Origin of the sequence: Micromonospora sp. DT53, from assembly GCF_049841535.1 — a bacterium.
Taxonomy (GTDB): Bacteria; Actinomycetota; Actinomycetes; order Mycobacteriales; family Micromonosporaceae; genus Micromonospora.
On the sequence record NZ_JBNCKM010000008.1, the window covers coordinates 51795 to 65444 of the forward strand.

Sequence of the window (13650 nt, forward strand, 5' to 3'; positions counted from 1 at the left end):
CGAACTCCCGTGTCGCTCGGCGGCGGAATCACCGACTTCGGCGGGCCATCCACTGCCAGATGTGGGTGCCGTCGAGGCTCGGGTCGTTGCGGGCGACGTAGATCCAGGACCAGTGGCCGGGGAACTGGTAGCCGTTCCAGACGACGTGGTCGTACAGGCTGAGCAGCGAACCCCGGATGAGCTCGTGGGCGTGGATGGTGTTGGTCTCGGGTGGCACGGTGTCGTCGTCGCGCGAGGTGACCAGCCAGGTCGGGGTCCGGATCTTCGCCAGCTCCGCGTCGGTGATCAGCGGCGGGCCCTCCCCACTGAGCGGCTCGACGACGCCGCAGATCGGCACCGACGCGGCGAACAGGTCGGGGTAGGTCGAGGTCATCTCCAGGGACATGTAGCCACCGTTGCTGCAACCGACCACGTAGATCCGGTCGGGGTCGACACGCTCGCGGCGTACGAGGTCTCGAACGATCTCGCGGATCAGCGGGGCGAACCGGGGGCCATCCTCCATCCAGTAGGAGGTGCTCTGCGGCGCGACGACGTACGCGCCGGAGAAGATCCGCTGAGCCTGCGGAGTGGCGAAGCCGAGCGCTCCGCGGTTGGCGCGCAGCGTGGTCTCGTTGTCGTAGTAGTCGTCGGGCAGTGAGGCGCCCTCGCCCCCGCCGTGCAGCCAGACGATCAGCGGCCGCCGGCCGTGCCGGGACGAGTGGTCGGGAGAGTACAGCCGGTACTTCATACCCGAGCCCGAGACGTGGTGGCTGAAGGCGTCCACCTCGGGGTTCGACAGCCCTGCCTGCACGAAGCGGCCGATGGTGACCGGTGAGCCGTGACGCCGGACGATGGGGGTGTTCTGCGTGATGGTGTAGACGAGGTCCAGTTGGACGTTGCGGCCCCTGCTCAGGATGTAGCCGAGGGTGCCACCGCCGGGTTGACCTTCGGCGTGGCTCAGCTCCAGCACGATGTTTCCGCGCCGGTCGAGCCGGGCCGCGGTCACCGTGCGGTCCAGGTCGTACTCGCTGAAGATCTGATCGCCGGGAGCGATCGGGATCGGGCTGGTGGCCGTGGCGTGCACGGTGAACGTGCCGGGGGTCAGCCCGGCCGGGTCGATCGGCCCGAGCCGGCTGGTGTCGAGGGTGACCGAGGTGACCTGCTCACCGCCGTCGAGCGTTCTCGCGTCGAGGGTGAAGCTCACGCTGGTGGGATGGTGGCCACCGGCGTGGGCGGCGACGCCGGGCAAAGCCAGGCCGATGGCGGCGCCGGCCCCACCGGTCAGGACGGTGCGGCGAGTGACAGACGTGGACATGCGGGCCCCCGGATACCTTGCGATGTAGAAGCTCATCGATGTCATCTCAACGTAACGCCGTGGAGATCCGCTGGCAACCGGTGCCGCCACGAGTGATCAGGCCGTACGGCCCTCGGCCATCCGGAAGCCGCCGCCCTCCGCGCCGACTCCAGCTCCCGCAGTCGGGATCATCGACAAGCAACCGGCCACCCGGGTCGTACTTTGGGACGATCTGGAGTCGCACCACGGTTCGTACGATGGGTCCCATGCACCCTCGCCTGCACGCGGTGTTGGCCGAGCCGCGTGTCTCACCTGCCCCGTCGCGGGTGTGGCGTGACTGGGCGGTGATCGCAGCCCTCGCGCCGGCGACCCTGGTGGAGGGGGTCCTCCGACCCGAACTGCCGTGGCGGGTGGGTTGCGTCGTCGTCGTACTCGCGCTGCTGCCCACGCTCCTGTGGCGGCGTACGGCGCCGCTGGCGATGGTGGTGATCGCGTTCGGCTGCACGACGGCCGCCCCGTTCCTGCTGCCCGGCGACCCCTGCCAGCTGTTCACGGCGAGCTTCCTGGTCCTCCTGGTCTACGCACTGTTCCGCTGGGGCTCCGGCCGGGATGCCGTGCTCGGTTCATTCTTCGTGGTGGCCAAGGTGACCGCCGCCGGCGTGAGCGGCTCGATCGACGGCGGTGAACTGATCGCCGGTTTCGCGGTGATGTTCGCCGCCGCCACGTTGGGTGTCGCGATCCGATTCCGCGCCGCCGCCCGGCTGCGCGAGCTCGATCAGGTGAAGCTGTTGGAGCGTGAACGGCTCGCCCGCGACCTGCACGACACGGTGGCCCACCACGTGTCGGCGATGGCGATCCGCGCCCAGGCCGGCATCGCCGCGTCGGCGAGTCAGCCGGATGCCGCCGTCGAGGCGCTGCACACCATCGAGGCCGAGGCGTCTCGCGCGCTTGCCGAGATGCGCGCGATGGTCCGCGTCCTGCGCCGCAACGAGCCCGCCGACCTGGGCCCCAACCCGCAGATCACCGACATCGGGCGGCTCGCTGGCCAGTTCCGCACCGGGCCGACCGTCGACGTGGATCTGCACGGCGACCTCGGCGGCCTTCCGCCCACAGTCGGTTCCGCGCTCTACCGCCTGGCTCAGGAGTCGGTCACCAATGCCCGTCGGCACGCGCGCCACGCCACCCGCATCCAGGTCAGCGTCGCGGCCGACGACACGTCCGTACGCCTGCGGGTCAGGGACGACGGTGAGGCCGGCGGTGCCCGTCCGACCGGCTCGCCCGGTTTCGGCCTGTTGGGCATGATGGAGCGCGCGGACCTGCTCGGCGGTACCTGCGAGGCCGGCCCCGATCCCGACCGTGGGTGGACCGTCACGGCCGTGCTCCCCCGCGAGGGGGCCGGCGAGTGACAGTTCGCGTGCTCGTGGCGGACGATCAGGAGATCGTCCGTACCGGCCTCACCATCATCCTGAACACTCAGCCAGGCATCGAGGTCGTCGGTGGGGCTGGCGACGGCCGCCAGGCGGTCGAGCTCGCCCGACGGCTCCGCCCCGACGTGTGTCTGCTCGACATTCGGATGCCGGGCATGGACGGCATCGAGGCCACCCGGGCGCTCGCCGGGCCAACGGTCCCGGAGCCGCTCGCGGTGGTCGTCATCACGACCTTCGACCTCGACGAGTACGTGTACGCAGCGCTGCGGGCCGGCGCCCGCGGTTTCCTGCTCAAGGAGGCCGGCCCTGACCTGCTCAGTCAGGCGGTGCACGCGGCCGCCAACGGGGACGCGCTTATCGCGCCGAGCGTTACCACGCGGCTGCTGAAGGCGTTCGCCGACGCGGATCCGGCCGCGCCGCGCAGGCAGCCCGTCGAGGCGCTCACCGACCGGGAGGAGCAGGTGCTGGTCGCCGTCGCGCGGGGACGCACCAACCAGGAGATCGCCGACGAGCTCTACATCACGTTGAGCACTGTCAAGTCGCACGTCACCAGCCTGATGATGAAGCTGGGGGTGCGTAACCGGGTCGAGGTGGCGATGTGGGCGTACGAGACGAACCGCCGCCGTCCGCATTGGTGACCGCCGGAAGTACGACGACAGCCCGCGACCATGGGCCGACCCGATCGCGGCCCATGTGCCGATGAGCGGGGGCGGGTGCGGCGTCCACCATCGGTGGCATGACGATGCGCGAGTGGCGGCTACCCGCCGTGTTGATCCTGCTGGGACTGATACCGATGCTCGCCGGCGCGGGACGCCTCGCCGAGCTGGGCGCCGGACCGGAGGTCACCCCTGCCAACGCGCGCTTCGTCGCCGATCCGCTGCCGGTGGTGCTGCACATCGTCGGCGCGGTGCTCTACACGATCCTCGGCGCGTTCCAGTTCGTGCCCCGTCTGCGCCGCCACTCCTGGCACCGCCGGGCCGGCCGGGTGCTCGTCCCCTGTGGGCTGACGGTCGCGTTCACCGGCCTGTGGATGGCCGTCGCGTACGACCTGCCGGCCCACGACAACGACGTGCTCGCCGGCATGCGATTGGCCTTCGGCTCGGCCATGGCCGGATCGATCCTGCTGGGCCTCACCGCCGTGCTCCGCCGGGACATCGCCCAGCACCGCAGGTGGATGGTGCGCGGCTACGCGATCGGGCTCGGTGCCGGTACCCAGGCGTTCACCCACGCGCCGTACCTCATTGCGACCGGCGAACAGCCCGGCGGGAACCTCCGGGCCGGGCTGGTGGTCGCCGGCTGGTTGATCAACCTCGCCGTGGCCGAGTGGTACCTGCGGCGTCCGGCTCCGGTCGGCACGGCGGCCCTGCGCGGAGCGGAGCCCGAGCGGCAGAAGGGCTGAAGGGTCGTTGCCCCTCTCCCAGGTGACGGTGTGGCTGCCGTGCCGCTGGCGCGGCAGCCACACCCGGGCGTCACCTGTTCTGCTTCTCCTGGCACGGCACGCAGAAGCGAGCGTGCGGGAGAATTTCGAGCCGCTCGGCCGGGATGCTCTGGCCGCACCTGTGGCAGGCACCGTAGGTGCCGTCGCTGATCCGATTCAGCGCACCGGTGATCTGCTCGATGTTCTGGCGGGTGGCCAGCAACAGCGCGGCCTGGTTGTGGGCCTCGCCGGGGTCGCCGGTGTCCGCGTTGAGCTCGGTCAGTTCCCGCAGCCGAGCCGTCTGAGTGGCGAAGTCGTCCGCCAGGGACGCTCGCAGGTCAGCCAGCCAACTCTGGTCGAGAGTAGGACGATGATCGACGCTCATGATCTGCCTTTCGAGGGGAATGGGCGGGAAAAACAAAAAGGGCCGAAGCTTGGATAGCTTCGCCCTGGCGGTCGTTCTGGATATGCAACGACTCCGCGGGTGGGCCTCGGCCGGTTCGCACCGGGCTCGACTGTGTGTGCGTGGACACGGTGTGCGGCGCGCGGACGACCGGCACCCGCATGTCGGCCTTGGGACGGGTCGCCGTCGGCACGCGCACAGCACCGCCCGCCGCCACCTCGGTGGCGGCGGGCGAGCGGAAGGTCACCGGCGGCATGCCCCCACCATAGAGCGGGGTCGCCCTAATGCCAACGTTCGCGGTGGGGCCCTCGTTCGGGCCACGAACTGCCACTTGCGCCGCAATGGGCCATTGCCCGAACTCGGTCGACGCTGTCCGGTTCTCCGTCGGCTCGGTGTCGCCGTTGGTCAACTCGGGGTGAGGAGGCAGAACTCGTTGCCCTCCGGGTCGGCGAGCACCCTCCACGGGACGTCCTGGCCCAGGTCGATGGGGGTCGCGCCGAGACTCCGCAGCCTGGTTGCCTCGGCCTCCGGGTCGTCACCGGGGTACGGACGGACGTCGAGGTGGACGCGGTTCCACCCGCTCTTCACGTCCGGGGTACTGACGAACTCCAGGTAGGGGCCGACGCCCTTGGCGGAGCGCAGTCTCGCACTTTGGTCGGTGACCTCGTGCACTGTCCAGTCCGTGGCCGCACTCCAGAACCGGGCCATGGCGCGCGGATCCGCGCAGTCGACCACCACGGCGGCGATCGGTCCGGTGTCCTGGTAGAGCGGTCGCGGATCCAGCACGCAGAACTCGTTGCCCTCCGGGTCGGCCATGACCGTCCAGGGCACGTCACCCTGGCCCACGTCGGCAACGGTTGCGCCGAGATCCGTCAGGCGGGCGACCACCTGCGCCTGGTGGGCCGCCGAGGTGGTGGCGAGGTCCACGTGCACACGGTTCTTCACCGTCTTGGGCTCCGAGGAGACGATGAGGTCGACGCAGACGGCGACGGGGTCAGGGTAGACAAAGCCCTCGGGTTCGAGGTTGGTCACGCCGGGGCCCTCACTGGAGATTTCCCAACCCAGCGCCTGCGCCCAGAAACCGCCCAGCGCGAAGTCGTCCCGAGCCTTCATGTTGATCTGAACAAGCCGTGTCGCCATGCCGCGATGTTAGGACCTGCGTCGAGGTCCCGCTGACCGTCGTCGCCGCCTACCCGCGCTACCCTCTGCGCTCGTCCGAGGGCTGCTCCTTCGTCAGGTGCAGCAGCCACCCCTCGCCGGTGCGGATGAGCGCGTATCGCCGGCGGCCGGTGCGGCCGTGCAGCGTGAACAGCATCCGCCGGTCGGTGCGATCATGCTCCTCCCAGGTGCCGATGTCGGCGATCGACTTGTCGACGTCCTCGTAGGTGAGGTGACCGAGGTCGTGGTCCGGTACGGCGATCGCGAGCCGGTTGTCGCTGGGGCTGTCCGGCAGACCGCGGGGCACCGCCCACGAGCGCAGCACACCGTCCTCCTCGAGCCGCAGGTCGAAGTGCGGTCGTGGTTTGCGGTGGTGGTGCAGGACGAAGGCGGGTGCCACCCTTCCCATTGTCGGCATCTGTCGGCCCTTCCGCCCGTCAACGCGACCACCTCACGACGCCTGCTACGCCTGATGTTGTGCGCGGCTCACGACGGCGCGGGAAGGCATCGACGGCCGGACCTGCGGCAAGATTTTGCTTGGCACGCATTTTTGCGTGTCACGCAATTAGTGCTAGCGTGGTGGCATGACGGGGTTGCGGGAGCGCAAGAAGGCCGAGACGCGGGCGGCGCTTGGTTGGGCTGCGATCCACCTCACTGCGGAGCGTGGCTACGACAACGTCCGCGTCGAGGACATCGCCGAGGCAGCCGGTGTCTCCCCGCGCACCTTCAACAACTACTTCTCCAGTAAGGCCGAGGCGATCGCCTCCCGCCACCTCGACCGCAGCCTGCGCACCGCCGCGGCGCTGCGGGAACGTCCCGCCGACGAGCCGCTCTGGGTGGCGCTCACCCAGGCCGCGCTGGGTCAGTTCACGCGCGGCCCCGAGGTCGAGGCGATGCCCTCCCCCACCCATGCCCAGTGGGTTGCCGGCGTACGCACCATGCTCGCCGAGCCCGCGCTGCAGGGCGAACGACTGCGCGCCACCGCGGTCGCCGAGGCCGAGCTTGCCGCCGCGGTCGCCGAACGCACCGGCACCGACCTCGCCACCGACATGTATCCGAGGCTCGTCGCGGCCGCCGCCAGCGCCGCTGTCGCCGTCGCCATGCAGCACTATCTCGACAGCGCCGACCCACCCGCCCCGATCGAAGGCCTCATCACCGACGCCTTCACCCAGGTCGCCGCCGGCCTCCCGGCCCCACCCCGCTGAGCCGCGCCTCGCCCAAGACTCAACCCTCACCCACGTCCCCAGCCGCGTCACACTCCCGCGGCGGGCCGGCCACGTGCCGCGCCTGCCGTGGCGATGACGCACACCCCGAAGGGATCACGATAATGATCGATGTCGTCATCGTCGGAGCCGGCCCCAACGGCCTCATGCTCGCCTGCGAACTGGCCCTCGCCGGCGTCCACCCCGTCGTCCTCGAACGCCACGCCGCGCCCACCGGCGAGCCGCGCGCCAACGGCCTCGTCGGACAGGTCGTCCGCCTGCTCGACCGGCGCGGCCTCTACGCGCGGCTCAGCGGGGAGAGCACCCCGCCGAGCCCCCAACCAGCCTTCACCTTCGGCGCGTTCCCGCTGGATCTCACGATGCTCACGGAGAACCCGCACTACGTGCTCGGCGTGCCGCAAGCCCAGCTCGAGGCCGGTCTCGCCGTCCGAGCCGCCGAGCTCGGAGTCGACCTGCGCCGCGGCCACGAGGTCGTCGACCTGCGCCAACGCACCGACGCGGTCGAGGTCCACCTCGCCGACGGTACGCAGCTCACCAGTTGTTTCGTCGTCGGAGCCGACGGCGGCCGCAGCGCGGTACGCCGCCTCGCCGGCATCGACTTTCCTGGCGTCAGCAACGACCGGTCGATCTCCCGCACCGCCACAGTGACAGTGCCCGCGTCATCCCTCGACCCCGAGACGGGCGGCCTGCGCGCCCCCGGCTACGGCGTCGTCCCGCCGTTCCAGCACACCCGCACCGCGCGTGGCCTGATCGCCTGGGCCCCGTTCCCCGGCCGCCCGGCGCTCCTGAGCACGACGGAGTGGCCCGACACGTCAACGAACGACGAGACGCCCATGAACCTGGCGGAGCTCCGCGCCAGCGGCGCCCGGGTGCTCGGCGCCGACATCCCCCTCGGCGCGCCTGACGGCCCCGGCCTGCTGCGGCGGCTGACCGGCCGCAACACCCGCATCGCCGGCCGCTACCGCGCCGGCCGGGTGCTGCTGGTCGGCGACGCCGCGCACGTACACCCCGCGATCGGCGGCCCCGGCCTCAACCTGGGCCTGCAGGACGCGGTCAACCTGGGTTGGAAGCTCGCCGCCACGGTGCGCGGCTGGGCACCGCAGGGCCTGCTCGACACATACGAAAGCGAACGTCGCCCCGTCGCCGAACGGGTCGTCATGTCCACCCAGGCGCAGTCGGCGCTCATCGGCCCGGGCGACGAGATCACCGGCTTACGGGAGCTCTTCGCGGAACTGCTGCGCAAGCCGGAGGTGACCGGGCACATCGCGGCGCTGATGTCCGGTGCGGACGTCCGCTACCCCGCCGACCCCGCCGACCCGTTGGCCGGCCGCTGCGCCCCCGACGTGGTCGTGCACACCGACCACGGCGCGACACGCCTCGCCGAGCTGACCCGCACCGCCCGGCCGCTGCTGCTGGACTCCACAGGTGCCTACGCCGAGATCGCCGCACCATGGCGAGGCCGGGTCGACGTGGTCACCGGCTCACTGCAAGGCACGACAGCGACCGCCTTGCTCGTACGCCCCGACTGCTTCATCGCCTGGTCCGCCGGGGACGCCGCCACGCTGCACGCCTCACTCACCCACCACTTCGGCCTTCCGGGATGACCACGAAACCATCCACCAGCGCGCCTCGCCCCTCTTCAGCGTGTCTCTGGGTCGTACGCCCTCCAGTCGTCGACAGCAGTGAGCGGGACCGGCGCGGGCCGCTGCGCCACCGTCGTCAGCTCGATCCGCCGACCTTCCGCCGCCGACCGCAGCAGGCTGGTCATCGTCTCGAGCACGTGCAGCGCGACGTCGCCGCCCGCGCGCGGCGGACGCTGATCGTCGGCCCTGACCAGGTCGATCAGACCGATGCCCCGGGAACCCTTGGCGTAACCGGCCCGCGGTTCGAGAGCGCGCCATTCGGTGTCGCCGAGCGCGAAGAGGCGGACCTCGCCGTCGAAGTAGTTCGGATCGGGTACGGCGAGCGTGCCGCTCTCCCCGTGCACCTCGATCGGGGCGGCCGTCGTCCTGACGCCGTCGAAGCTCGTGGTGATGGTCGAGAGTGCGCCGTTGGCGTGCTCCAGCACGCCGCTCAGGTGGGTGTCCACCCCCACCGGGATCCGCTGACCCGTACGCGGGCCCGAGCCGATGACGCGTTCGGCGCGCAGACGGCTGGCGGCTCCGGTCACCGCGCGAACCGGCCCGAGCAGGTGGATGAGCGCCGAGATGTAGTACGGCCCCATGTCCAGCATCGGGCCGCCGCCCGGGGCGTAGTAGAAGTCGGGATTGGGATGCCAACGCTCGTGCCCCGGAGTGACCATGACCGCCGACGCGGACATCGGGCGTCCGATGAGCCCGCCGTCGATGGCCGCCCGCGCCGTCTGCGTACCCGTGCCCAGCACGGTGTCCGGCGCGCAGCCGACGCGGACACCGGCCGATGCGGCCCGCTCGATGATCGAGCGGCCGTCCGGAAACGTCGCGGCGAGCGGCTTCTCGACATACACGCTCTTGCCCGCGTCGATCGCGCCCAGCGAGATGTCGGCATGCGCCGCGGGGATCGTGAGGTTGAGCACCGTCTGCACGTCCGGCCGGGCGAGCAGGCGCTCGACGCTCAACGCCTCGGCTCCGGGAATCGTGGCGGCGACCTCGGCCGACCGGGAGGCGTCGAGGTCGGCCACCGCGGCGATGCTCACCTCCGGGTGATCGGCGAGTGTGTCCAGGTACGCACGGGAGATGACCCCGAGACCTATGACGCCGACGCGGTGCGGGTCGCCCACACCATCCCCCTCTCGATGACGGTACGGACGGCCGCGTGCTCCAGCACGTCGAGGCTGTGACCCGGGGTGGTCACGACGATGCGCCCGGCACCCCACAGCCGGGTCCAGATCGCCGGCGAGGTGACCGGCCGGTGCCATGGATGCCACGCCTGCATCGGGTGGGTGGTCACGGCCAGTACGTCGATCAGGTCATCGTGCAGCACCCAGTACTGCTCGGTGACCAGATCGAAGTCCTCGATCCCCGCAGTGATCGGGTGCTCCCGGCCGAGGTCGGTGACGCGCACGGTGTGCGGCAGGAAGTTGTCCTCCGCACCACCGTGGCGCTCACACGGCTCCCGGCCCGGATGGGTCGCGAACTGGCCGCCGACCAGATGCAGGTATTCGGCTGACGCGCGGAACGAGTCCACGATGCCGCCGTGCCAGCCGGTGAAGCCTGTGCCGGCGATGACCGCCGCGCTGAGGCCCGCCACCTGGTCCGCGGTGATCTGCGACATCGTCATGCACTGCACGACGAGGTCGGTCTCGGCCATCTCGGCGGCATCGGCGTAGATCTCCGTCGACTCCTCGACCCGTACGGCGTAGCCGCTCCGTTCGAGGAAGGGGAGAAACAACTCCGTCGCCTCGACCGGCTGGTGTCCCTCCCAACCGCCCCGGACCACAAGTGCTCTCCGCTGCGCCACCCTCGCTCCCTCCCACGGTCCGTCACAGCGGGCTGGTCACTCCCGCCCGGCGACGTGCCGCCGATACCCATACGTGTCGATCACCGAAACCGTACCCGTGGTCGCCGCCGAAGCCGACGCTCGCCGGGTGGGGGATTCCACCGTGCCCGCACGGGCCGACGTTGGATCGGATGCTCGAAGTCCGTCGATGACACCGAACGCGGTACGGCCCGCACGACCCCTACGTGGGGTGTGCGGGCCGCGCCGTGGCTCCGTGGTTACGTCGCGACGACGGTCAGACGGCCGTGCGGGACCACTGCTGGTTGGTGCCGGTGTTGCACGAATACTGCTTGAGGACCACCCCGTCCGCGGTCGACGCGGCCGGTACGTCCACGCACTTGTTGCTGTGTCGCGCCCGGAGCTGGAAGTAGTTGCCGTTGGTGACCATCTGGAACTGCTGGTTGGTGCCGCTGCCGCAGGTGTACTGCACGAGTTCCGCGCCGTCGGCGGTCGACGCGCTCACCACGTCGAGGCACTTTCCGCTGTTTCGGCTGACGATGCGCCAGTAGCCGCTGCCGGCGTCCTGGAACTGCCACTGCTGCCAGGCATTGCCGCCGTACGTGTACTGGCTGACGCGCGCGCCGTTGTCGGTGTTCGGTGACTGGACGTCCATGGCCTTGCCACTGTGCCGCACGTTGATCCGGTAGAACGTCCCCGTCGACGGCGGAGGCGTCGTCGGATCGCCGCCGCCGATGGTGTCGCCCCACGCGTACCGGATCCGGTCCGCGCCGGAGGTGTTGCGGACGGTCAGGTTGAGGTCGGTGCCGCTGCCGGTGAGGGCGAACATCGAGTACCAGTCGTAGCCGATGGTGCCGGTCTTGCCGCCGAGGGCGGGCCAGTAGGTGCCGCCCATCTGGTTGTCCCGCATGACCTGGGCCATGGCCCGGATGTAGCGCACGAAGTTGTCGGTGCTGCCCGCGTCGGCGTAGTTGCGGCCGTCGTTCATGGGGGCGCCGAACTCGGTCGCGACCGCGCGGGAGGCGCAGTTACCGAGACGGGTCTGGATGTGGCTGCGGAAGGCGTCGTAGGTCATCGCGCCGTAGAAGAACGTGTAGTAGTGGAAGGAGAGCAGCGTCGCGTTGAAGCGGCTGTCGTTGCAGATGTCGCGCAGGTCCTGGCTGAAGCCGGTGCCGCCGATCAGCACCCGGCCGGGCACCGCCGAGGTGTGGTAGCTGAGCCAGTTCGCGGCGACGTTGCGCCACTCCGTCGAGCTGTAACCGTGCGGCTCGTTCATCGGCTCGAAGTAGACGTTGGTGTTCGAGCCGTACGTGTTGGTCACCGTGGACCACATCGTGTTCCACGCGGCGAGGTTCGTGATTCTGCCGCCGGAGGCGGCGCCGTCCTCCCAGTAGGCGAGGATGACCTTGAATCCGCGGGCGGTGGCAGCGTCGATGGCGCCGCGGTACGCCTCCCACCAGGCCGTCCCCACCGTGTGGGTGTTGATGGGCAGCCGGACCGTGTTGACCCCCATGGTCGACGCCATGTCGTCGTAGAGGGCGTTGGCCTTGGCCCGCACCGTCGCGTTGCTGTCGGACGAGCTCAGGCCCTGCACGACAAGTGGGCTGGTCTTGAAGTTGTCACCCAACATGGCCCAGTTCATGCCTCGGAACTGGCTGGTGGCGGCAGTGGCCGGCGCCGAAACGACGACGACGACCCCAACCATCGCCGTTATCGCGGCCACCAGGGCAATCACTGTCCGGCGCACCGACCGGCTGATTCGTTGCATGGAATGTCCAATCACTAGATCTTGCCTCTCCGGGTGCGACGCGTTCGGAACCATTCGGATTCGAACAGCCCTTGCACGTCGAGGTCGGGGTTCAGCTGGTCACGCGGAAGGTGGCGTCGGCACGGCTCTGCGCGTCGGGGATCGGGTCGAGTCGGAGCAGGTAGCCGTAGTGCCGGATGTAGCGGTCCGGGTGGCTGTAGGACTGAAATGACGTCCACGCGGAGTTGGCGAGGCCGGCGACCTGCCGGAAGGTGGCGTCGGCGGCGAAGGTGGCGGTGCTGTCGTTGGCCTCCAGCCGGAAGTCGAACCCGTAGTGGCGCAGGTAGTAGCCCGGGTAGTTGACCGACTGGATGGAAACCGTGCCGGAGCCGACGAGGCCGGGCACGACGCGCCACTGCCCGTCCTGGGCCGGGCTGACGTTCGGGTCGATGCGGACGTCGTAGTCGTAGTGCCGCACGTACCGGTCCTGGAAGTTGTACGACTGGATCCGGTTGACCGAGGTGACGGGCCAGCGGGCGAGCACGCGGGCCTGTTCGGCGGCGGTCAGGTTCAGGATCGTTCCGTGCCGCTTCCTGGTGCCACCCATGGAGTACGAGCCGGACGCCGGCAGCCGGTATGTGCTCGCGCTCGACGGGTTGGTGGTCAGCACCGGCAGGTAGCCGCGCCCGCTGGCGTACTGGTCAAGGTAGAGCACCCACTCGTTGCGGTTGTTGTACTTCATCCACATCGGGCCCTCGACCTGGGCGCCGGTCAGCCCGATGCCGGACAGGTTCCCGAGGCTCGTCCAGGTGCCGAGGATGGAGTTGCTGCCCTCGATGGCGATTTGGCCGTCCCGGGAGGCCCGGACGTACCGATAGGCGCCGACGCCGGCCGGCACCTCGACGATCTGGGTGTCGATGATCTCCTGATTACCGGGTCGGTCGATGTAGACCTGCGGCGTGGTGATGCTGCGAAAGTTCGCCGTGCGCGCGGAGTAGATGCGGTGTTTGGTCGCCCCGTTGAGCGGGACGTTCGTCGCCCAGTAGAGGACGTAGTCGCCGGTGTCCGGGTTCCAGATCGCCTCCGGCGCCCAGGCGTTGCGACCGTCCGGGATCGCGCCGGCGACGTTCAGCAACCACGGCGCGGACCAGTTGACCAGGTCGGTGGACTCCCACACGACGAGGTTGCGGCTGCCGTTGTTGATCGCGGTCGACCAGTCCTGGCCGCAGCCGATGCACAGGTCCGTGGCGATGATCCAGTACCGGTCGCCGGCGGGCGAGCGGACCAGGGCGGGGTCGCGAACGCCGCGGGTGCCGACTGTGGAACGCAGGGCGAGCCCTCCGTTGTTGAGGTCGGTCCAGCGGAGGCCGTCGGTGCTGTGGGCGAGGTAGATCTGTTGGCTGGTCGACGACTCGCCGGTGAAGTGCGCCATCAGGTAGCCGACGGTCGGGTCGAGCGCTGCGGCCTCCTTCGGTGTCGCCGCCGACCAGGTGCTGAACAGCAGGCACGCGGCGACCGCAACCGCGCCGAGCCGGGCGAGGACTCTGGACATGGGTCTTTCTCCTTC

The 13650-nt window shown here is 70.1% G+C and carries 13 protein-coding genes; 5 read left to right on the forward strand and 8 right to left on the reverse strand.

What is annotated here, in order from left to right; translation table 11 throughout:
• Positions 1-28: 28 nt before the first annotated feature.
• Positions 29-1294: a prolyl oligopeptidase family serine peptidase gene (locus ACLQ3B_RS23950; protein ID WP_425782940.1), complete on the reverse strand. Its 1266-nt coding sequence runs from the start codon at positions 1292-1294 to the stop codon at positions 29-31.
• Between the two features lie 245 nt (positions 1295-1539).
• On the opposite strand from ACLQ3B_RS23950, the gene ACLQ3B_RS23955 reads away from it, so the two are divergent.
• From ACLQ3B_RS23955 to ACLQ3B_RS23965, 3 genes are all read left to right on the forward strand, one after another.
• The gene (locus tag ACLQ3B_RS23955) at positions 1540-2679 is read left to right on the forward strand and encodes a sensor histidine kinase (protein WP_425782941.1); all 1140 of its coding nucleotides are present in this window, start codon (positions 1540-1542) and stop codon (positions 2677-2679) included.
• Positions 2676-3338 carry a response regulator gene (locus ACLQ3B_RS23960; RefSeq protein WP_425782942.1) on the forward strand — a complete coding sequence of 221 codons (663 nt, stop codon included), beginning with the start codon at positions 2676-2678 and terminating at the stop codon, positions 3336-3338. Before ACLQ3B_RS23955 ends, ACLQ3B_RS23960 begins: the two co-directional genes overlap by 4 nt.
• A gap of 98 nt (positions 3339-3436) precedes the next feature.
• Positions 3437-4099, forward strand: a complete 663-nt coding sequence (locus ACLQ3B_RS23965) for a DUF2306 domain-containing protein (RefSeq protein ID WP_425782943.1) — start codon at positions 3437-3439, stop codon at positions 4097-4099.
• 70 nt (positions 4100-4169) lie between these two features.
• Here ACLQ3B_RS23965 and ACLQ3B_RS23970 read toward each other — a convergent pair whose 3' ends face one another.
• The 3 genes from ACLQ3B_RS23970 to ACLQ3B_RS23980 form a co-directional block, all read right to left on the reverse strand.
• The gene (locus ACLQ3B_RS23970) at positions 4170-4502 is read right to left on the reverse strand and encodes a TraR/DksA family transcriptional regulator (RefSeq protein WP_266301961.1); all 333 of its coding nucleotides are present in this window, start codon (positions 4500-4502) and stop codon (positions 4170-4172) included.
• A 423-nt stretch (positions 4503-4925) separates the two neighbouring features.
• Positions 4926-5660: a VOC family protein gene (locus ACLQ3B_RS23975; protein WP_425782944.1), complete on the reverse strand. Its 735-nt coding sequence runs from the start codon at positions 5658-5660 to the stop codon at positions 4926-4928.
• A gap of 58 nt (positions 5661-5718) precedes the next feature.
• Positions 5719-6087: a DNA polymerase ligase N-terminal domain-containing protein gene (locus ACLQ3B_RS23980; protein WP_425782945.1), complete on the reverse strand. Its 369-nt coding sequence runs from the start codon at positions 6085-6087 to the stop codon at positions 5719-5721.
• 175 nt (positions 6088-6262) lie between these two features.
• On the opposite strand from ACLQ3B_RS23980, the gene ACLQ3B_RS23985 reads away from it, so the two are divergent.
• Positions 6263-6883, forward strand: coding sequence for a TetR family transcriptional regulator (locus ACLQ3B_RS23985; protein ID WP_425782946.1), 621 nt, complete (start codon positions 6263-6265; stop codon positions 6881-6883).
• Between the two features lie 122 nt (positions 6884-7005).
• A complete protein-coding gene (locus ACLQ3B_RS23990) occupies positions 7006-8505 on the forward strand; it encodes an FAD-dependent monooxygenase (RefSeq protein ID WP_425782947.1) in 1500 nt (499 codons plus the stop codon).
• Positions 8506-8540: 35 nt separating this feature from the next.
• Here the strand turns inward: ACLQ3B_RS23990 and ACLQ3B_RS23995 are convergent, their stop codons facing one another.
• The 4 genes from ACLQ3B_RS23995 to ACLQ3B_RS24010 all read right to left on the reverse strand — a co-directional run bounded on the left by ACLQ3B_RS23995 (position 8541) and on the right by ACLQ3B_RS24010 (position 13635).
• The gene (locus ACLQ3B_RS23995) at positions 8541-9659 is read right to left on the reverse strand and encodes a Gfo/Idh/MocA family protein (RefSeq protein ID WP_425782948.1); all 1119 of its coding nucleotides are present in this window, start codon (positions 9657-9659) and stop codon (positions 8541-8543) included.
• A complete protein-coding gene (locus ACLQ3B_RS24000; protein ID WP_425782949.1) occupies positions 9629-10339 on the reverse strand; it encodes a ThuA domain-containing protein in 711 nt (236 codons plus the stop codon). The genes ACLQ3B_RS23995 and ACLQ3B_RS24000 overlap by 31 nt, the downstream gene beginning before the upstream one ends.
• A 274-nt stretch (positions 10340-10613) precedes the next feature.
• Positions 10614-12104: an RICIN domain-containing protein gene (locus tag ACLQ3B_RS24005; protein WP_425782950.1), complete on the reverse strand. Its 1491-nt coding sequence runs from the start codon at positions 12102-12104 to the stop codon at positions 10614-10616.
• Positions 12105-12195: 91 nt separating this feature from the next.
• The gene (locus ACLQ3B_RS24010) at positions 12196-13635 is read right to left on the reverse strand and encodes a glycoside hydrolase family 43 protein (RefSeq protein ID WP_425782951.1); all 1440 of its coding nucleotides are present in this window, start codon (positions 13633-13635) and stop codon (positions 12196-12198) included.
• Positions 13636-13650: the final 15 nt, after the last annotated feature.